The organism is Ochrobactrum chromiisoli (genome assembly GCF_026241335.1).
Taxonomy (GTDB): domain Bacteria; phylum Pseudomonadota; class Alphaproteobacteria; order Rhizobiales; family Rhizobiaceae; genus Brucella; species Brucella chromiisoli.
This window is the reverse complement of sequence record NZ_JAPHAV010000003.1, coordinates 22,329-39,778: the sequence shown is the minus strand read 5'-3', so window position 1 is coordinate 39,778 and position 17,450 is coordinate 22,329. Positions and strand designations below refer to the sequence as shown.

Here is a 17,450-nt window from a genome sequence, read left to right as displayed (position 1 = left end):
GTGGAAGCGAAGAAAACGGCAACTATGCAACAGTATCGAATATAAAAAGCAAACGCCCCACACTCTCGTGCGGGGCGTTTTCTGTTTCATCTCTATAAGACGCCTAAGCTTCGGCTACATCCGGGCCATCGTCAGCTTCCGGACCGCCGTCTTCAAGGAACTTCTCGGCAATCAGACCGGCGTTCTGGCGGAGTGTCGTTTCAATCTCGCGTGCGGTATCGGGATTGTCTTTGAGATACTGCTTGGCGTTTTCACGGCCCTGCCCCAAACGCTGGGAATTATAAGAGAACCAAGCACCAGACTTCTCGACAACACCGGCTTTAACACCAAGATCAACCAATTCGCCCATCTTGGAAACGCCGGCACCATACATAATATCAAACTCAACCTGTTTGAACGGAGGTGCAAGCTTGTTCTTAACCACCTTCACGCGTGTCTGGTTACCAACAACCTCATCGCGTTCCTTGATCGAACCGATACGGCGAATATCAAGGCGAACAGAGGCGTAGAACTTGAGCGCATTACCGCCGGTCGTCGTTTCAGGCGAGCCAAACATAACGCCAATCTTCATGCGAATCTGGTTGATGAAGATGACCATGCAGTTCGACCGCGAGATTGATGCCGTCAGCTTGCGCAGCGCCTGGCTCATCAGACGAGCCTGAAGACCCGGCAGAGAATCACCCATTTCGCCTTCGATTTCAGCGCGCGGTGTCAAAGCTGCAACCGAGTCGACCACCAGAACATCAATCGCACCCGAACGCACCAACGTATCGGTAATTTCAAGCGCCTGTTCGCCGGTGTCGGGCTGTGAGATCAGAAGATTTTCAAGGTCAACGCCAAGCTTGCGGGCATAGACCGGATCAAGTGCATGTTCCGCATCCACGAATGCGCAAATGCCACCCTTCTTCTGCGCTTCCGCAATCGTATGCAGTGCAAGTGTCGTCTTACCAGAACTTTCTGGACCATAAATTTCAACAATACGCCCTTTGGGCAGACCGCCGACGCCCAGGGCTATATCGAGAGAAAGCGAACCGGTTGGCACCGTCTCAATATCGACGACATCGTTCTGACCAAGCCGCATAATGGAGCCCTTGCCGAACGCGCGTTCAATTTGCGACAGTGCCGCATCGAGTGCTTTTGTCTTGTCCACTGATTTTTCCTCAACGAGTCGCAATGATTTCTGAGACATCTTACACTATCCTCTTGCCTCGCTAGAAGCCCATCGGGCTCATCGCCAATATCTATTTGTATCTGTTTTGTTCTCATTATGCAATACCACCAACCTATTGTTTTAATATGATTTTAATTTTTTGTTCTATTCATGTTCTAATTTATTAGAAAACAATAATTTACGTTAGCATCCACGGCTTAATTCCAAAAAATGCGCCTTTCGTGCCGCCGATTCGCGCATCATCTGCAAAAAAGCGCAACTCTCCTCGCGGAGAGCTGCGCCAAAACGGATGAATATCCGATTTTTCGTTTTTACTGACTGACGCCACGCAGTGGCGAAATCTGAATTTCCACACGACGATTCTGTGCTCGTCCTTGCGGCGTTGCATTGGAAGCAACCGGCTGGCTTGCACCATATCCGATAACAGCAAAACGGCGCGGATCAATGCCTTGGGAACCAAGATAACTCGCAACCGAAGCCGCACGACGTTGCGACAGACCCTGATTATAGCTCGCGCTGCCGGTCGAGTCGGTAAAGCCGTAAACATCCACAAGAGTCTGATTGAACTTGCGCAACACGATCGCGACAGAGTTCAGTGTTGGGTAGAACTGGCTCTTCACCTGATCCTGATCGGTATCGAAAGTGATAGCGGACGGCATATTCAGAATGATCTGATCACCATTACGCGTCACGGAAACGCCGGTACCCTGCAACTGATTGCGCAATTCCGATTCCTGGCGATCCATGTAATTGCCGATAGCGCCGCCACCGAGCGCGCCAATACCCGCGCCGATGAGAACCGCATTACGCTGAGCACGGCTTGAGCCACCAACCATAAGACCACCGAGCGCTCCAACCGCCGCACCAATTGCAGCGCCGCCCGCGGTGTTCGACATCTTTTCCTGACCTGTATAGGGGTCGGTCGTGCAGCCTGCTAAAAATGTGGCGCAGATTAGGGCAATCCCAAGTTTCTTCAGCATAAAAAGGTCATCCTCAATGTTCGATTCGCCGCAAATGATAACTTCGATTACGGCTGGACGGTGACTTTAAAGAGTATTTCCAAGGATTCAAACAAAACAAGGAAGGCTCTGCAAAGGCGAGCCCGAAACTCGTATCAATTTGAAACGACGCTCGGAACGAATTTCAGGCACGAAGCCGAACTAACCCATGCGCCCGCAGGAGCGCAATTGCATCGTATAACGATTGGCCATGGTCTGCGCACGCTTTGCCCCATTCAACGCTGTTGAATTATTGCGCCACACACCGCGCGCATAGCCGCTATGACCCGAATGATAGGCCAGATAGAGGCTATAAGCATCATTCCGGCTTATACCGTTTCTTCGGCTGCTTTCATTATGATACCAGCCGACAAAATGAATGGCATCGCCAAAATTGCTGCGTGAAGCCGTCCAGCGGCCCGTTTCGCGCTTATATCGATCCCAGGTTCCATTCAGAGCCTGCGAATAGCCATAGGCACTTGATGCACGCTTCCATGGGATAAAACCAAGCAGCTTGGTGCGTGGTGGGCGCGCATAAGGGCGGAAACCCGATTCAGCATAGATCGTCGCCATGAGAACAGGAACGGGAACGCCATATTCACGCGAAGCACGCGTCGCATCCTTCTGCCAATTGTTTATCCAGCCGTCGCGTTGATCAAAGACTGCGCATACATTGCCGGTCTGCCGGGGAGCGGTCGCGCAGCCACCGAGAATAACGAGCGCAACGAGCAAAAAAACGCGCGTCATAATGAAGCCCCTTGGAAATTAGAAATTTTGATAAATTTTAAACAATAAAGAGCGGCGGAGCTAAGCCATTGATTTAATTATAGTTACCACATCGTTTAGGGCCACATCTCAAAGTTGCTCAGCCATTGAATTTATTATGGAATCAATGGCTCAACCCGCATGTGAATTAAAACTTCAGGTTGTATGTATGCCGGCTTTAGCGGCACCGATGAAGGCCGAATTGTGACACTGAAATTTTCGGGCAAATTCTTTGGCAAAGCCGATCAGTTTCGCCCCCGGCGCTCGCCCCTCAACCGTGACCAATAATCAAGACGCTTGCGAATTTCCCGCTCAAAACCGCGTTCCGGCGGATCATAGAACACCTGACGGCCCATAGCTTCCGGGAAATAATCCTGCCCGGAAAAAGCGTCTGGCTGATCATGGTCATAGGCATAGCCCTCGCCATAACCCTCATTCTTCATCAACTTGGTCGGCGCATTGAGAATATGTTTGGGCGGCAGTAAAGAGCCGTTTTCCTTGGCTGCACGCATCGACGCCTTATAGGCCATATAGACAGCATTGGATTTAGGCGCCGTGGCCAAATAAACGCACGCCTGCGCCAAAGCCAGTTCGCCTTCCGGTGAGCCAAGATAATCATAGGCATCTTTTGCGGCGTTGCAGATAGCCAGTGCTTGCGGGTCGGCAAGCCCAATATCCTCGACCGCCATGCGAACCAGCCGACGCCCCAGGTAAAGCGGGTCTTCGCCTGCATCAAACATGCGGCAAAGATAATAGAGTGCTGCGTCAGGATCAGATCCGCGTACCGACTTATGCAAAGCAGAAATCAGATTGTAATGCCCATCCTGCCCTTTATCATAGACAGGCGCGCGGCGCTGAACCACATCCTGCAGCTTCTCGGCATCAAAAACCTCTTCAGGTCGGGCCGCACGCCACACCTCCTCGGCCAGTGTCAACGCAGCACGACCATCACCATCCGCCATGCGGATAAGACTTGCGCGTGCCTCTTCATCAAGCGGCAGCGGACGCTCTTCCTGTTCTTCAGCGCGCGCCAGAAGTGTTGCAATGCTCAATGCATCATGGGGATGAAACGTCAGCACCCTCGCCCGCGACAGCAAAGCGGCATTCAGTTCAAAAGAAGGATTTTCCGTCGTCGCCCCTATGAGAATGACGGTGCCATCCTCCATCACGGGTAGAAAACTATCCTGCTGCGCACGATTGAACCGATGAATCTCGTCTACAAACAACAAGGTTTGTCGGCCTGACATACGTCGGGCACGCGCTGATTCAAAAACTTTTTTAAGATCAGAAACCCCGGAAAAAATCGCAGAAATCTGCTCAAAAGCCAGTTCCGTTTCCCCGGCAAGCAACCGCGCAACCGTCGTCTTCCCTGTCCCCGGAGGCCCCCAGAAAATCATGGAGCCAAGCGTACCGGACGCAATCATGCGCGTAAGAACGCCTTCAGGCCCGGTAAGATGCTCCTGCCCGGTGACCTCTGCGAGATGGCGCGGCCGCAAACGATCGGCAAGCGGCCTGTTACGGTCAGCATTCGGATCAACCGCAGTGGAAAAAAGGTCGCTCATTTCGCTTTGCTCAATACCAGAAAAACAAATGTCGTTTCAGGCATAGTCCCGCCCGAAACGACATGCAACTTTAAATACTATATCTATCGTTCAGCGAACGAACTGGCGGATAAGCGCGCCATTACGCTCAACTTCAAGCCGCCATGCCAGACCGCGTCCATTGTTGAGGGCTGTGACAAGATCATTGATCGTACGGATCGGATTGCCGTTGATGCCGCGAATAATATCACGTTGGCGCAAACCAAGACGCGCTGCTTGAGAATTGGCAATGACATTCGTCACAATGACGCCGCGCGATCCTTCACGCAGACGCATCTTGGACGCCATCGCTGGCGTCAGTTCTTCAACAACCGCACCTGCGAAGGGATTATCCCCTTTGATGGTCTGTTTCTGCTGCGGCTTTGCTTCCGGCTCTTTGGTGAGCTTCACCGGTATTTTGCGGTCCTGGCCATTGCGCGCAATGTCGAGTGTCACCGTATTTCCAATGCCAGCCGTCGAAAGACGATAACCGAGCACGTCAATATTGTCCGCGCGCACGCCCTGAACCGAGAGCACGACGTCACCCACGGCTAATCCCGCCTGCTCCGCCGGCCCGCCCTTATTAACCGCTGTCACCAACACACCGAACGACTTGTCCATGCCAAGACTTTCAGCAACATCCGGTGTGATATTTTGAAAGGTCGCGCCGATATATGGTCGTTCGAAGCTGGAGCTGCCACTGCGGGCTGCATCCACAACCGCACGCACCATATTCGAAGGGATTGCAAAGCCGATACCGACAGAACCGCCAGAGCGTGAATAAATCGCCGTGTTGATGCCAATCAAACGGCCGCGCATGTCAATCAATCCACCACCCGAATTGCCGGGGTTAATTGCGGCATCGGTCTGAATAAAGAAATCAAAATCCGAAACACCGACCTGCGTGCGGGACTGCGCCGAAACAATACCACTTGTCACCGTCTGTCCAACGCCAAACGGATTGCCGATCGCCAGAACCAGATCACCGACTTCGACGTCATCGGAATTTCCAAGAGCCACCACAGGGAATTTTTCGTTGGCCTCGATTTTCAATACAGCAAGGTCAGTTGTTTCGTCGCGAAGCAAGACTTTGCTTTCAAACTGACGGCCATCTGACAATGCAACCTTGATCTCGTCGGCATCCTTGATGACGTGGTTATTTGTAACGACCAGACCCGAGCCATCAACGATCACCCCGGATCCGAGAGACTGCTCTGTCCTTGATCGACTGCCACCGCCAAACTGCTTCCCAAAAAACTGCTCGAAAAACGGATCCCCTGCGAAGGGAGACTGCTGCTGTTGCACCTGACGGGCGGCATATACATTGACCACTGCGGGTGCTGTCTGTTTAACAAGCGGCGCAAAAGAAAGCTGCATATCGGCGCGGCTGAGTGGAATTTGCTTGCCCACAACCGCAGCGGAATTGTCCTGAGCAAATGACGGTAATGCCAACATGCTCATTGAAACAAGAACAACGCCCGTAATTCCATACCGCCGCAAACTCATTTGCACACTCCGTTTTCTTTTCCGACACCCGATTCCCAGGCTCGCAAGCAATATGGAGGCCACCAAGCCAAGTATAAAGGGCTGTATTGTGGCAACAGCATTACAGCTTTGTAATGCTCTGCCCAAAATATCTTTAAAAAACAAAAGGGCCGCTCGAGGCGGCCCTTTTTAAATGCTTCATCGCGTAGATTACGCTGCTTCTGCTTCTGCAGCAGCTTCGGCTTCAACGCGTGCGCGATCAGCCTTGCCCTTTGCATCGACATCGCGTTCAACGAATTCGACAACTGCCATCGGTGCATTGTCACCGGTGCGGAAGCCTGCCTTCATGATGCGGATGTAGCCGCCGTTACGGGTTGCGTAACGTGTAGCAAGTGTGTCGAACAGCTTAGCAACAAGCTGTACATCGCGAATGGCGGAAATCGCCTGACGACGTGCATGCAGGTCACCGCGCTTGCCGAGTGTGACAAGCTTTTCTACGATTGGACGAATTTCCTTAGCTTTAGGAAGCGTGGTCACAATCTGTTCATGCTCGATGAGCGAAGCCGCCATGTTGGCGAACATTGCCTTGCGATGCGAGGCAGTGCGGTTCAGCTTACGCTGTCCATTACCGTGGCGCATGGCCTTCTCCTTTAATTCGTAACGTACCGGGATATGCCGGTCTTAATATTGGTCTTCGTAGCGCTTGGCGAGATCTTCGATGTTTTCTGGTGGCCAGGCTGGGATTTCCATACCAAGATGGAGACCCATCGACGCCAGAACTTCCTTGATCTCGTTGAGCGACTTGCGGCCGAAATTCGGAGTCCGCAACATCTCGGCTTCCGTCTTCTGGATCAGATCGCCGATATAGACGATGTTGTCGTTCTTCAGGCAATTTGCCGAACGTACTGACAATTCGAGCTCGTCGACCTTCTTGAGCAGAGCCGGATTGAAAGCGAGTTCCGCAACCTGTTCCTGCGGGGCTTCCTTCTGAGGCTCTTCGAAGTTAACGAAGACTGCGAGCTGGTCCTGAAGAATGCGTGCTGCGTAAGCAACAGCATCTTCACCGCTCACCGAACCATTGGTTTCGATATTGAGCGTCAGCTTGTCATAATCGAGAACCTGACCTTCACGGGTGTTCTCAATCTTGTACGATACCTTGCGGATCGGCGAATAAAGGCTATCAACCGGAATAAGACCGATTGGAGCATCTTCCGCACGATTACGGTCGGCAGGCACATAGCCCTTACCGGTGTTGACAGTGAATTCCATGCGGATTTCAGCGCCTTCATCCAGCGTGCAGATGACGTGTTCCGGGTTAAGGATCTCGACATCGCCAACAGTCTGAATGTCACCAGCCGTAACAACGCCCGGGCCTTCCTTGCGGACAACCATGCGCTTCGGGCCTTCGCCTTCCATACGGATGGCGATTTCCTTGACGTTCAGAACGATATCCGTGGTGTCTTCGCGGACGCCAGGGATAGAAGAGAATTCATGCAGCACGCCGTCAATCTGAACGGCGGTGACAGCAGCGCCGCGCAGCGACGACAGAAGCACGCGACGCAGTGCGTTACCGAGCGTCAAACCGAAACCGCGTTCCAGCGGCTCAGCAACAACGGTTGCATGAGTGCGTGAGCCGTTGGTGATAAAATCCACCTTGTTCGGCTTAATCAGTTCCTGCCAGTTTTTCTGGATCATGTGGTTTTCCTCTATCAACCGTCGCTACCATCCAATCGTAGCGATCTTGTGAAGAACCGCAGAGGAACCCCGAACAATAAAGCCCGGGGTTCTTACAGCATATAAACGAAAATCAGACCCGGCGCTTCTTGCGCGGACGGCAACCATTGTGCGGGATCGGCGTAACATCGCGAATCGACGTAATAACGAAACCGGCAGCCTGAAGGGCGCGCAGTGCAGATTCACGGCCAGAACCCGGTCCGCAAACCTCGACTTCGAGGGAGCGCATGCCATGTTCCTGCGCCTTCTTGGCGCAATCTTCAGCAGCGATCTGTGCGGCAAACGGGGTCGACTTACGCGAACCCTTGAAACCCTGAGCACCTGCAGATGACCAGGCAATCGCATTACCCTGTGCATCCGTGATGGTGATCATGGTGTTGTTAAACGTCGAATTTACGTGGGCAACGCCCGACGAAATGTTTTTGCGTTCGCGACGGCGAATACGCTGGGCTTCCTTAGCCATGATAGTCCTCTCAAAACTCGATCTCGACACCGCCGTAGTTCCAGCGGCTACACCGGCCCTTTGAAAAGGACCAGCACCGAACCCACCCTTTTACAGGCAAGCCCGGCAGAACGATTGGTTCTGCCGAAAATTACTTCTTCTTACCTGCGATAGCCTTTGCAGGACCCTTACGGGTGCGTGCATTGGTATGCGTGCGCTGGCCACGAACTGGCAGCGAACGACGATGGCGCAGACCGCGATAGCAGCCAAGGTCCATCAGGCGCTTGATGTTCATCGAAACTTCACGACGCAGGTCACCTTCGACCCGGTAGTCAGCATCGATTGCTTCACGGATCTGAAGGACTTCAGCATCCGAAAGCTGATTTACGCGACGATCATCGGAAATGCCGACTTTCGTTACGATCTGACGAGCAAATTTTGGTCCAATCCCGTGAATGTACTGAAGCGCAATGATTACGCGCTTGTTCGTCGGGATGTTGACGCCAGCGATACGTGCCACGTCTGTTCTCCTTGAGTTACATAAAAATCCATCTGGATGATGCGATCAACCAGACAGCATTGTTTGACCGGTCCCGGCCTCTTACTATTTCCGCCAGAACCGACCATTCAAAACAAATTGAAGTGGCGCAGTCTTTGACGGAATCACCCGAAAAAGTCAACTCTTAACTGTCCGTAAAGCGGCCATAGCAGCATTACAGACATTAAAAGCAACTTTCAGAAGCAATAAACGGACAGAAAAACATCAAATGATCTTCTGTCCGCAATTCCTATTCGTTCAAACGAGCCTTAGCCCGCATGCTTCACGCCGGAACGAGAATTCTCTCGATTTCGGCAGTAACGTCCTCTACCGGCGCCATGCCATTGAGCACGCGCAACTCACCAGTACCGGCATAATAGGCCGAAAGCGGTGACGTTTTTTCACGGTATTCAACGAGACGCTTGCGAAATGCTTCCGGGTTGTCATCAGAACGAACCTGACCACCCTTTGCAATCGTATCGGCAACACGGCTCTCCATCCGGCTGACCAATGCGTTCTCGTCCACTTTCAGCTCAATAACAGCATCAAGCTTGAGACCTTTATCGGTCAGCATTTCGCCAAGAGCCTGCGCCTGTGGAACAGTCCGCGGATAACCGTCAAGAATGAAACCATTTGCGCAATCCGGCGCATCAATACGCTCTGACACGATCTGGTTTACAATCTCATCGGAGACCAGCTGACCGGCATCCATGACAGCCTTGGCGCGTTTCCCGATTTCGCTTTGCTGAGCGACTGCTGCACGCAGCATATCGCCAGTCGAAAGCTGAGGTATTCCATGCTTCTTGGTAAGAAGTCCAGCCTGCGTCCCCTTACCTGCTCCGGGCGGCCCAAGAAGTATTAGTCTCATTTACTGCGTTTCCCACCTCTGAGTTTGGACTTCTTGATCAGCCCTTCATACTGATGGGCGACAAGATGTCCCTGAATTTGCGCAACCGTATCGAGCGTTACGCTGACCACGATCAGCAGCGAAGTACCACCAAGATAGAACGGTACACCGGTCGCGGAAATCAGAAATTCCGGCAGAAGACAGACAAGCACGATATAGATGGCGCCGACAACCGTAATTCGTGTCAACACATAGTCTATATACTCAGCCGTCCGTTCACCCGGACGAATGCCCGGAATAAAGCCGGAGTGCTTCTTCAGCTGGTCCGCAGTGTCCTTGGGATTGAACACAATGGCCGTATAAAAGAAGCAGAAGAATGCCATCAAACCGGCATAGAACAGCATGTAGAGCGGCTGACCATGACCGAGAGCATTGAGAATGGTTGTACCCCATGCCGGCATTTCAGCTGTGTTCGCAAAGCCGGCAACCGTTGCAGGCAGCAGCAGAAGCGAAGACGCGAAAATCGGAGGAATAACACCCGCAGTATTGAGCTTGAGTGGCAGATGCGATGTATCGCCCTGGAACATGCGATTGCCAACCTGACGCTTCGGATACTGGATCAGAAGACGGCGCTGGGCGCGTTCAACAAAAACGATGATTGCAATCAGCGCAACAGCCAGAACGATAACACCGAGGATCAACCCCGTGGACAGCGCGCCGGTGCGGCCCAGTTCCAGCGTACCGGAAATAGCATGCGGCAGGTTTGCGACAATACCCGCGAAGATGATGAGCGAAATGCCGTTACCGATGCCGCGCGCGGTGATCTGTTCACCAAGCCACATCAGGAACATCGTACCGCCAACAAGCGTGATGACCGACGAAACCAGGAACATTGGGCCGGGATTCGTAACGATGCCATTACCGGACTGCAAGCCAACCGAAATCGCATAAGCCTGCACGATTGCCAGAAGCACCGTACCGTAACGCGTATATTGATTGATAATCTTGCGGCCTGACTCGCCTTCCTTCTTGAGCGCTTCAAGCGTCGGGACAACCGACGTCATAAGCTGCACGATAATGGAGGCAGAAATATAAGGCATGATGCCGAGTGCGAAGATCGCCATACGGCCAACCGCACCACCCGCAAACATATTGAAAAGTCCAAGCACACCCTGGCTATGCTGCTGGAATGCCTGCGCAAGCGCATCAGGATTGATGCCGGGTAGCGGAATATAAGTACCAAAACGGTACACCAACAAAGCGCCCAGTGTAAACCAGATGCGCTTCTTGAGTTCTTCAGCTTTCGAAAATGCCGAAAAATTAAGATTGGAAACTAGCTGTTCAGCAGCCGATGCCATAAAAATTTCTCCGGTGAAAAGTCTCCGGTCCCCTACTCCCATAGACACAAGTTTTACAACTCACGACCGCTCGGACAAGAAGACCCTACCCAGATATGCGCATTGGCATAAATGTGCAAGCGGCGGCACCAAGGCCGCCGCTTTTTATTTTTATGTCGATGCTTTATTCAGCAGCAGCTTCAGGAAGCTTTACGCTACCGCCAGCCTTTTCGATCTTTTCGATCGCTGCCTTGGAAGCACCAGCAACCTCGAAAGCTACCTTTGCCTTCAATTCGCCGTCCGCAAGAACGCGAACACCGTCGAGAGCGCGACGAATCACGCCAGCAGCCTTAAGCGAATCGATGTTCACAACTGCCTTTGCGTCCAGCTTGCCCGCATCGATCGCAGCCTGAACTCGGCCAAGCGATACAATGTTGAAGCTCTTCGCAAAGATGTTGGTGAAGCCACGCTTCGGCAGGCGACGGTAGATTGGCATCTGACCGCCTTCAAAGCCGTTGATCGCTACGCCTGAACGGGACTTCTGTCCCTTGACGCCGCGGCCAGCGGTCTTGCCGGTGCCCGAGCCGATACCACGGCCGACGCGCTTGCGCGCCTTAACTGAACCTGGCTTGTCACGCAGATCGTTGAGTTTCATGTCTCTATCCTCTGCGTTATCAGGCCTCGTCCACAACGCGGACGAGATGCTGAACCTTGGCAATCATGCCACGAACTGAAGGAGTATCCTCCAGTGTGCGGCGGCGGTGCATTTTGTTAAGTCCGAGTCCGATCAGCGTAGCACGCTGTTCGGCTGGACGACGGATAGGGCTTCCGATCTGTTCGACCGTAACCGTCTTACCCTTCTTCTCAGCCATCACTCAAATCCCTTGTCTATGGCGTATCCGGTGCGATGGCACCGGACTGGCACAAACTATCGGCTATTCTTCCGAACCGACCACATCATGGCGACGAGCCTGAAGGGTCGAGTACTTGATGCCGCGCTGTGCAGCAATGTCCTTTGGATGCATCTGATGCTTCAGAGCGTCAAAGGTTGCACGAACCATGTTGTAAGGGTTCGATGAGCCGAGCGACTTAGCAACAACGTCCTGAACGCCAAGCGTTTCGAACACAGCACGCATAGGACCACCAGCAATGATACCCTTACCAGCAGGGGCTGCGCGGAGCAGAACCTTGCCAGCGCCGTGACGACCCTGCACATCGTGATGCAGTGTACGACCCGAACGCAGTGGTACGAAAATCATATCGCGCTTGGCAGCTTCTGTTGCCTTACGGATAGCTTCAGGCACTTCACGAGCCTTGCCATGTCCGAAGCCGACGCGACCTTTCTGGTCACCAACGACGACGAGTGCAGCAAAACCGAAGCGACGGCCACCCTTAACAACCTTGGCTACGCGATTGATGTGAACGAGCTTGTCAACGAATTCGCTGTCACGCTCCTCACGACCGCGGTCCTCGCGGTTACGTTCTCTCTGTGCCATATCCTATTCCTTTATTTTTTTCCGGAAGCACAAAATTATTAGAAGCTAAGACCGCCTTCGCGGGCTGCTTCGGCGAGAGCCTTCACACGGCCGTGGTAAATAAATGCACCACGGTCGAACACTACTTCGTTGACGCCTGCTTTTACGGCACGCTCAGCAACCAGCTTGCCAACTGCAGCAGCTGCTGCGGAATCGGCGCCAGTCTTGAGCTTGCCCTTCAGATCGCCATCCAGGGTCGAAGCGGCAGCGATGGTTACACCGCGAACGTCGTCGATAACCTGAACGTAGATGTTCTTGGAAGAGCGGTGCACGCTGAGACGTGGACGGCCGTTTGCAACAGCCTTGACCTGACGGCGTACACGAGCAGCGCGACGCTGCAAAGTTTCTTTTGGCGATGCCATGACGCGCTTCCCTTACTTCTTCTTGCCTTCTTTGCGGACGATTTTTTCGCCAGCATACTTGACGCCCTTGCCCTTATAAGGCTCGGGGCCGCGATATTCACGGATCTCAGCCGCAACCTGACCGACCTGCTGCTTATCGATACCAGTGACGACGATTTCCGTCGGCTTAGGAACAGCAACAGTGATGCCAGCAGGCACGTCATAGATAACTTCGTGAGAAAAGCCGAGAGACAGCTGGACATTCTTGCCCTGCATAGCAGCACGATAACCAACGCCACTGATCTCAAGCTTCTTTTCAAAGCCCTTGTTGACGCCTTCGAAGATGTTTTCGATCATCGAACGCGACATGCCCCACTTGGAGCGGGCTTCTTTAGACTGGTCACGAGGATCAACGCTTACAGCGCCGTCTTCGAGCTTAACCAGAACTTCATCGTGCACCACGAAAGACAATTCGCCCTTCGCGCCCTTAGCCTTGACGATCTGCCCATCAACACTGGCGGTCACGCCTGCCGGGACCGGCACGGGTTTTTTACCGATACGAGACATTTTTATACCTGTCTTCTATCTGTTCACTGTCAGCCGCATCAGAAGATGCGGCAGAGCAGCTCACCACCAACGTTTTGTTCACGGGCTTCATGATCCGCCATTACACCCTTAGGTGTGGACAAGATCGAGATGCCAAGACCATTCGCAACCTGCGGGATCGACTTGACCGACACGTAAACGCGACGGCCTGGCTTCGAAACGCGGGTCAGTTCACGAATGACTGGAACGCCTTCATAGTACTTGAGTTCGATTTCGATCTCGGCCTTGCCGTTCACGAATTCACTCTGCGTGTATCCGCGGATGTAACCCTCAGACTGAAGAACATCCAGAACGCGAGCACGAAGCTTCGAAGCCGGGGTCGAAACCTTGGTCTTCTTGCGGCCTACTGCGTTACGAATACGGGTCAGCATATCGCCGATAGGATCTGACACAGACATATGCTACTCCTTACCAGCTCGACTTAACTATGCCCGGAACCTGTCCGAGCGAACCCAACTGGCGAAGCGCAATACGCGACATCTTCAGTTTACGGTAATAACCACGCGGACGACCCGAAACTTCGCAACGATTGCGAATACGAACCTTAGCGGAATTGCGCGGTAGTTCGGCGAGCTGAATAGTAGCGCGGAAACGCTCATCCAGCGGAAGGCTCTGATCCATAACGATCGCCTTCAGACGTGCACGCTTTTCAGCATGACGCTTAACCAACTTTTCGCGGCGCTTATTGTTTTCGACTGCGCTAGTCTTGGCCATATTATTATACCTCGCTACGCTTGCCGTTACTGCCGGAACGGGAAGTTGAAGGCGCGCAGAAGAGCGCGGGCTTCATCATCCGTTTTTGCGGTCGTGCAAACGATGATGTCCAGGCCCCAGATCTGATCAACTTTATCGTAGTTGATTTCTGGAAACACGATGTGTTCCTTAACACCCATGGCAAAGTTGCCACGACCGTCAAAGCTTTTCGGATTCAGACCGCGGAAGTCGCGAACGCGCGGAAGCGCAATCGTAACCAGACGATCAAGAAATTCGTACATGCGATCCGCACGAAGAGTGACCTTCGTACCGATTGGCATGTCTTCGCGCAACTTAAAAGTTGCAATCGAATTACGGGCGCGCGTAACGACAGCCTTCTGACCAGCAATCAGGCTGAGATCAGCAGCTGCAACCGTTGGCTTTTTCGAGTCAGCAGTTGCTTCGCCTACACCCATATTCAGGACAACTTTGGTGATGCGCGGAATCTGCATCTCGTTGTCATATTTGAATTCTTCAAGAAGAGCTTTACGGATCGTGTCCTGATAAATCTTCTTGAAGCGTGGAAGTGCCTTAGCTTCAGACATCAGATCACCGCTCCCGAACGCTTTGCAACGCGAACCTTCTTGCCGTCTTCAATACGGAAACCAACGCGGGTTGGCTTGCCATCTTTTGGATCAGCAACTGCCAGGTTAGACAAATGGATCGGCGCTTCTTTCGAAATGATGCCGGCTTCCTGAGTCTGTGTCTGACGCTGGTGACGCTTTACAACATTAATGCCGCGGACGACAGCTTTGTCATCCTTTGGCATAACCTGAAGAACTTCGCCCTTACGGCCCTTGTCCTTACCGGACAGCACGACAACGCTGTCGCCTTTGCGAATCTTTTGCATCGTCTTGCTTCCTTACAGAACTTCCGGAGCCAGCGAGATGATCTTCATGTGGCTCTTAGCGCGAAGTTCGCGTGGAACCGGTCCGAAGATACGTGTGCCGATAGGCTCTTTCTTGTTATCGATGAGAACGGCTGCGTTGTTATCAAAACGAATAACGCTGCCATCTGCGCGACGGATGTCCTTGGCAGTCCGTACGACTACCGCCTTCATCACATCACCTTTTTTGACGCGGCCGCGCGGAATAGCTTCCTTGATCGACACCACAATGATGTCGCCCACGGAAGCATAACGCCGCTTCGAGCCGCCCAGCACCTTGATGCACATGACACGACGTGCGCCGGAGTTATCCGCCACGTCGAGGTTTGTTTGCATCTGAATCATGACTGGCCGCCTTCTTTTCCTTCAGCTGGTTAAGGGCTCCTGCCCTACCTAAGCTGCGTGTTTGTAATTTAGCCCGCTGTTACGTTCGAAAGAACGACCCAGCGTTTGTCCTTCGAAATTGGCTTGGATTCTTCAATAGAAACCTGATCACCAATCTTGAACTGGTTGTTTTCGTCATGCGCCTTATACTTCTTAGACTGGCGAATGGTCTTCTGGAGGAGCGGGTGCGAATAGCGACGCTCTACCTTAACCACAACAGTCTTATCGTTTTTGTCGCTGACGACAACGCCCTGCAGAACGCGTTTAGGCATTATACTTGTTCCTTATGCCTTGCTTTCGGCCGCCTTCTGGCGGGCGATGGTCTTAATACGCGCAATGTCACGGCGAACCTGTTTCACGCGCGCGGTTTTTTCGAGCTGGCCGGTTGCCTTCTGGAAGCGCAGATTAAACTGCTCTTTCTTCAGGGCGCCCAACTCATCGTTGATCTGATCGAGGCTTTTCGCCCGAACGTCTGCGGCTTTCATGACTGCCTCTCTTACTCTGCGATGCGCTGAATGAAGCGCGTCTTGACCGACAACTTTGCAGCGCCGAGTCTTAAGGCTTCGCGTGCCACATCTTCGGGTACGCCGTCAAGCTCAAACATTACGCGGCCTGGTGCCACGCGGCATGCCCAGTAGTCAACTGAACCCTTACCTTTACCCATACGGACTTCGGTAGGCTTCGATGTAACTGGCAGATCCGGGAAGATTCGGATCCATACACGGCCCGCACGTTTCATGTGACGGGTGATCGCGCGGCGAGCCGCTTCGATCTGTCGTGCTGTGACGCGGTCAGGCTCAACGGCCTTCAAACCGAATGCACCGAAATTAAGATCCGTACCGCCCTTCGAGTTGCCGTGAATACGGCCCTTGAACTGCTTACGGAACTTGGTGCGCTTTGGCTGCATCATTGTTCTCTACTCCAATTTTCTCGCCCGCGGCCCGCTTTTTAAGCGTTTTCGCGGCGGCGGTTCTGCTGGGAACCCTGATTGTCACCCTCAACCGCACGACGTTCGGAAGCCATTGGGTCATGCTCAAGGATCTCGCCCTTGAATACCCAAACCTTCACGCCGCAGATGCCGTAAGCGGTCTGCGCTTCTGCTGTACCGTAGTCGATATCAGCACGCAGCGTGTGAAGCGGAACGCGACCTTCGCGATACCATTCCATACGTGCGATTTCAGCGCCGCCCAGACGACCGGAGCAGTTGATACGGATACCTTCAGCACCGAGACGCATTGCCGACTGAACGGCACGCTTCATGGCGCGACGGAATGCCACACGGCGTTCGAGCTGCTGAGCGATCGACTGAGCAATGAGCGTCGCGTCGACTTCCGGCTTACGCACTTCAACAATGTTGAGCGACGTATCGGAATTCGTCATCTCGGAAAGCTTCTTGCGAAGCTTTTCGATGTCTGCACCCTTCTTGCCGATGATGATACCCGGACGAGCCGAGTGAATCGTCACGCGGCACTTCTTGTGCGGACGCTCGATTACGATCTTGGAAATCGCAGCCTGCTTGAGTTCGCTCTTAAGATACTCACGGATCTTGACGTCTTCATGCAACAGCTTGCCGTATTCACCGGTATTTGCGTACCAACGCGAATCCCAGGTGCGGTTAATGCCGAGACGAAAACCGATCGGATTAATCTTCTGGCCCATTATGCGGCCTCCCCTTTTTCCGCAACTTCGCGGACAACAATGGTGAGATGCGAAAACGGCTTTTCGATGCGGCTTGCCTTACCACGTCCACGAACGTGGAAACGCTTCATGACAATTGATTTGCCAACATAAGCTTCAGCAACGATCAGCGCGTCAACATCGAGATCATGATTGTTCTCTGCGTTGGCGATAGCCGATTCGAGCGTCTTTTTCACTGTTTCCGCGATCCGCTTGCGCGAGAACGTCAGATCAGCAAGTGCCGCGTTAACTTTCTTGCCGCGAATAAGTGCCGCGACAAGATTAAGCTTCTGCGGGCTGACGCGAAGCGTACGGGCGACGGCTTTCGCCTCGTTATCCTTAAGCTGGCGGGGAGCCTTGGCCTTGCCCAT

Annotated in this window: 26 protein-coding genes; all 26 read right to left on the bottom strand. The window is 53.1% G+C overall.

Annotated features, from left to right (window positions below; genetic code table 11):
• Nucleotides 1–103: 103 nt before the first annotated feature.
• Nucleotides 104–1,189, bottom strand: coding sequence for a recombinase RecA (gene recA, locus OPR82_RS09380; protein WP_265984524.1), 1,086 nt, complete (start codon nt 1,187–1,189; stop codon nt 104–106).
• Between the two features lie 293 nt (nt 1,190–1,482).
• Nucleotides 1,483–2,151, bottom strand: coding sequence for an OmpA family protein (locus OPR82_RS09375; RefSeq protein WP_265984523.1), 669 nt, complete (start codon nt 2,149–2,151; stop codon nt 1,483–1,485).
• Between the two features lie 180 nt (nt 2,152–2,331).
• The gene (locus OPR82_RS09370) at nt 2,332–2,916 is read right to left on the bottom strand and encodes a transglycosylase SLT domain-containing protein (RefSeq protein WP_265984522.1); all 585 of its coding nucleotides are present in this window, start codon (nt 2,914–2,916) and stop codon (nt 2,332–2,334) included.
• Between the two features lie 263 nt (nt 2,917–3,179).
• Nucleotides 3,180–4,496, bottom strand: coding sequence for a replication-associated recombination protein A (locus tag OPR82_RS09365; protein WP_265984521.1), 1,317 nt, complete (start codon nt 4,494–4,496; stop codon nt 3,180–3,182).
• A gap of 90 nt (nt 4,497–4,586) precedes the next feature.
• Nucleotides 4,587–6,020 carry a DegQ family serine endoprotease gene (locus tag OPR82_RS09360; protein ID WP_265984520.1) on the bottom strand — a complete coding sequence of 478 codons (1,434 nt, stop codon included), beginning with the start codon at nt 6,018–6,020 and terminating at the stop codon, nt 4,587–4,589.
• Nucleotides 6,021–6,209: 189 nt separating this feature from the next.
• Nucleotides 6,210–6,638, bottom strand: a complete 429-nt coding sequence (gene rplQ / locus OPR82_RS09355; RefSeq protein ID WP_095446804.1) for a 50S ribosomal protein L17 — start codon at nt 6,636–6,638, stop codon at nt 6,210–6,212.
• Nucleotides 6,639–6,680: 42 nt separating this feature from the next.
• On the bottom strand, nt 6,681–7,694 hold the full coding sequence (locus OPR82_RS09350; RefSeq protein ID WP_265984519.1) for a DNA-directed RNA polymerase subunit alpha: 1,014 nt from the start codon (nt 7,692–7,694) through the stop codon (nt 6,681–6,683).
• Nucleotides 7,695–7,806: 112 nt separating this feature from the next.
• Nucleotides 7,807–8,196 (bottom strand): 30S ribosomal protein S11, encoded by a 390-nt coding sequence (gene rpsK, locus OPR82_RS09345; RefSeq protein WP_024897028.1) that lies wholly within the window; start codon nt 8,194–8,196, stop codon nt 7,807–7,809.
• A 130-nt stretch (nt 8,197–8,326) separates the two neighbouring features.
• Nucleotides 8,327–8,695 carry a 30S ribosomal protein S13 gene (rpsM, locus tag OPR82_RS09340; RefSeq protein WP_187544612.1) on the bottom strand — a complete coding sequence of 123 codons (369 nt, stop codon included), beginning with the start codon at nt 8,693–8,695 and terminating at the stop codon, nt 8,327–8,329.
• A 301-nt stretch (nt 8,696–8,996) separates the two neighbouring features.
• A complete protein-coding gene (locus tag OPR82_RS09335; RefSeq protein WP_265984518.1) occupies nt 8,997–9,581 on the bottom strand; it encodes an adenylate kinase in 585 nt (194 codons plus the stop codon).
• Complete coding sequence (gene secY, locus OPR82_RS09330) at nt 9,578–10,918, bottom strand: preprotein translocase subunit SecY (RefSeq protein ID WP_265984517.1); 1,341 nt, start codon at nt 10,916–10,918, stop codon at nt 9,578–9,580. Before secY ends, OPR82_RS09335 begins: the two co-directional genes overlap by 4 nt.
• A 163-nt stretch (nt 10,919–11,081) precedes the next feature.
• A complete protein-coding gene (rplO, locus tag OPR82_RS09325; RefSeq protein WP_265984516.1) occupies nt 11,082–11,552 on the bottom strand; it encodes a 50S ribosomal protein L15 in 471 nt (156 codons plus the stop codon).
• Between the two features lie 19 nt (nt 11,553–11,571).
• Nucleotides 11,572–11,769: a 50S ribosomal protein L30 gene (gene rpmD / locus OPR82_RS09320; RefSeq protein WP_007875314.1), complete on the bottom strand. Its 198-nt coding sequence runs from the start codon at nt 11,767–11,769 to the stop codon at nt 11,572–11,574.
• Nucleotides 11,770–11,832: 63 nt separating this feature from the next.
• Nucleotides 11,833–12,393, bottom strand: coding sequence for a 30S ribosomal protein S5 (gene rpsE, locus OPR82_RS09315; RefSeq protein ID WP_024897023.1), 561 nt, complete (start codon nt 12,391–12,393; stop codon nt 11,833–11,835).
• Between the two features lie 38 nt (nt 12,394–12,431).
• Nucleotides 12,432–12,794: a 50S ribosomal protein L18 gene (gene rplR, locus OPR82_RS09310; RefSeq protein WP_265984515.1), complete on the bottom strand. Its 363-nt coding sequence runs from the start codon at nt 12,792–12,794 to the stop codon at nt 12,432–12,434.
• Nucleotides 12,795–12,806: 12 nt separating this feature from the next.
• On the bottom strand, nt 12,807–13,340 hold the full coding sequence (gene rplF, locus OPR82_RS09305) for a 50S ribosomal protein L6 (RefSeq protein WP_265984514.1): 534 nt from the start codon (nt 13,338–13,340) through the stop codon (nt 12,807–12,809).
• A gap of 38 nt (nt 13,341–13,378) precedes the next feature.
• Nucleotides 13,379–13,777, bottom strand: a complete 399-nt coding sequence (gene rpsH, locus OPR82_RS09300) for a 30S ribosomal protein S8 (protein ID WP_007875325.1) — start codon at nt 13,775–13,777, stop codon at nt 13,379–13,381.
• Between the two features lie 10 nt (nt 13,778–13,787).
• Nucleotides 13,788–14,093, bottom strand: coding sequence for a 30S ribosomal protein S14 (gene rpsN / locus OPR82_RS09295; protein ID WP_265984513.1), 306 nt, complete (start codon nt 14,091–14,093; stop codon nt 13,788–13,790).
• Nucleotides 14,094–14,119: 26 nt separating this feature from the next.
• On the bottom strand, nt 14,120–14,677 hold the full coding sequence (gene rplE / locus OPR82_RS09290; protein ID WP_265984512.1) for a 50S ribosomal protein L5: 558 nt from the start codon (nt 14,675–14,677) through the stop codon (nt 14,120–14,122).
• A complete protein-coding gene (gene rplX, locus OPR82_RS09285; RefSeq protein WP_094539757.1) occupies nt 14,677–14,982 on the bottom strand; it encodes a 50S ribosomal protein L24 in 306 nt (101 codons plus the stop codon). Before rplX ends, rplE begins: the two co-directional genes overlap by 1 nt.
• A 12-nt stretch (nt 14,983–14,994) precedes the next feature.
• On the bottom strand, nt 14,995–15,363 hold the full coding sequence (rplN, locus tag OPR82_RS09280) for a 50S ribosomal protein L14 (protein ID WP_007875329.1): 369 nt from the start codon (nt 15,361–15,363) through the stop codon (nt 14,995–14,997).
• Between the two features lie 68 nt (nt 15,364–15,431).
• The gene (gene rpsQ / locus OPR82_RS09275) at nt 15,432–15,674 is read right to left on the bottom strand and encodes a 30S ribosomal protein S17 (protein ID WP_024897017.1); all 243 of its coding nucleotides are present in this window, start codon (nt 15,672–15,674) and stop codon (nt 15,432–15,434) included.
• A 12-nt stretch (nt 15,675–15,686) separates the two neighbouring features.
• Entirely contained in the window at nt 15,687–15,887 is a 201-nt protein-coding gene (gene rpmC, locus OPR82_RS09270; RefSeq protein ID WP_024897016.1) for a 50S ribosomal protein L29, read from the bottom strand.
• An 11-nt stretch (nt 15,888–15,898) separates the two neighbouring features.
• Complete coding sequence (rplP, locus tag OPR82_RS09265; protein ID WP_094577441.1) at nt 15,899–16,312, bottom strand: 50S ribosomal protein L16; 414 nt, start codon at nt 16,310–16,312, stop codon at nt 15,899–15,901.
• Nucleotides 16,313–16,350: 38 nt separating this feature from the next.
• A complete protein-coding gene (rpsC, locus tag OPR82_RS09260; protein WP_024897014.1) occupies nt 16,351–17,061 on the bottom strand; it encodes a 30S ribosomal protein S3 in 711 nt (236 codons plus the stop codon).
• Nucleotides 17,061–17,450 (bottom strand): 50S ribosomal protein L22, encoded by a 390-nt coding sequence (gene rplV, locus OPR82_RS09255; RefSeq protein ID WP_007875336.1) that lies wholly within the window; start codon nt 17,448–17,450, stop codon nt 17,061–17,063. Before rplV ends, rpsC begins: the two co-directional genes overlap by 1 nt.

Bases quoted from the DNA above. Each gene is read 5' to 3' on its own strand.
- rpsN (WP_265984513.1), bottom strand. From the start codon at position 14,093: ATGGCCAAGACTAGCGCAGTCGAAAACAATAAGCGCCGCGAAAAGTTG.
- rpsQ (WP_024897017.1), bottom strand. From the start codon at position 15,674: ATGCCTAAACGCGTTCTGCAGGGCGTTGTCGTCAGCGACAAAAACGAT.
- OPR82_RS09360 (WP_265984520.1), bottom strand. From the start codon at position 6,020: ATGAGTTTGCGGCGGTATGGAATTACGGGCGTTGTTCTTGTTTCAATG.
- OPR82_RS09370 (WP_265984522.1), bottom strand. From the start codon at position 2,916: ATGACGCGCGTTTTTTTGCTCGTTGCGCTCGTTATTCTCGGTGGCTGC.
- rpsE (WP_024897023.1), bottom strand. From the start codon at position 12,393: ATGGCACAGAGAGAACGTAACCGCGAGGACCGCGGTCGTGAGGAGCGT.
- rpmC (WP_024897016.1), bottom strand. From the start codon at position 15,887: ATGAAAGCCGCAGACGTTCGGGCGAAAAGCCTCGATCAGATCAACGAT.
- rplE (WP_265984512.1), bottom strand. From the start codon at position 14,677: ATGTCTGAAGCTAAGGCACTTCCACGCTTCAAGAAGATTTATCAGGAC.
- rplO (WP_265984516.1), bottom strand. From the start codon at position 11,552: ATGAAACTCAACGATCTGCGTGACAAGCCAGGTTCAGTTAAGGCGCGC.
- OPR82_RS09335 (WP_265984518.1), bottom strand. From the start codon at position 9,581: ATGAGACTAATACTTCTTGGGCCGCCCGGAGCAGGTAAGGGGACGCAG.
- rplQ (WP_095446804.1), bottom strand. From the start codon at position 6,638: ATGCGCCACGGTAATGGACAGCGTAAGCTGAACCGCACTGCCTCGCAT.
- rpsC (WP_024897014.1), bottom strand. From the start codon at position 17,061: ATGGGCCAGAAGATTAATCCGATCGGTTTTCGTCTCGGCATTAACCGC.
- secY (WP_265984517.1), bottom strand. From the start codon at position 10,918: ATGGCATCGGCTGCTGAACAGCTAGTTTCCAATCTTAATTTTTCGGCA.
- rplX (WP_094539757.1), bottom strand. From the start codon at position 14,982: ATGCAAAAGATTCGCAAAGGCGACAGCGTTGTCGTGCTGTCCGGTAAG.
- rpmD (WP_007875314.1), bottom strand. From the start codon at position 11,769: ATGGCTGAGAAGAAGGGTAAGACGGTTACGGTCGAACAGATCGGAAGC.
- rplV (WP_007875336.1), bottom strand. From the start codon at position 17,450: ATGGGCAAGGCCAAGGCTCCCCGCCAGCTTAAGGATAACGAGGCGAAA.
- rplN (WP_007875329.1), bottom strand. From the start codon at position 15,363: ATGATTCAGATGCAAACAAACCTCGACGTGGCGGATAACTCCGGCGCA.
- rplF (WP_265984514.1), bottom strand. From the start codon at position 13,340: ATGTCTCGTATCGGTAAAAAACCCGTGCCGGTCCCGGCAGGCGTGACC.
- rplP (WP_094577441.1), bottom strand. From the start codon at position 16,312: ATGATGCAGCCAAAGCGCACCAAGTTCCGTAAGCAGTTCAAGGGCCGT.
- rplR (WP_265984515.1), bottom strand. From the start codon at position 12,794: ATGGCATCGCCAAAAGAAACTTTGCAGCGTCGCGCTGCTCGTGTACGC.
- OPR82_RS09350 (WP_265984519.1), bottom strand. From the start codon at position 7,694: ATGATCCAGAAAAACTGGCAGGAACTGATTAAGCCGAACAAGGTGGAT.
- OPR82_RS09375 (WP_265984523.1), bottom strand. From the start codon at position 2,151: ATGCTGAAGAAACTTGGGATTGCCCTAATCTGCGCCACATTTTTAGCA.
- rpsH (WP_007875325.1), bottom strand. From the start codon at position 13,777: ATGTCTGTGTCAGATCCTATCGGCGATATGCTGACCCGTATTCGTAAC.
- recA (WP_265984524.1), bottom strand. From the start codon at position 1,189: ATGTCTCAGAAATCATTGCGACTCGTTGAGGAAAAATCAGTGGACAAG.
- rpsK (WP_024897028.1), bottom strand. From the start codon at position 8,196: ATGGCTAAGGAAGCCCAGCGTATTCGCCGTCGCGAACGCAAAAACATT.
- OPR82_RS09365 (WP_265984521.1), bottom strand. From the start codon at position 4,496: ATGAGCGACCTTTTTTCCACTGCGGTTGATCCGAATGCTGACCGTAAC.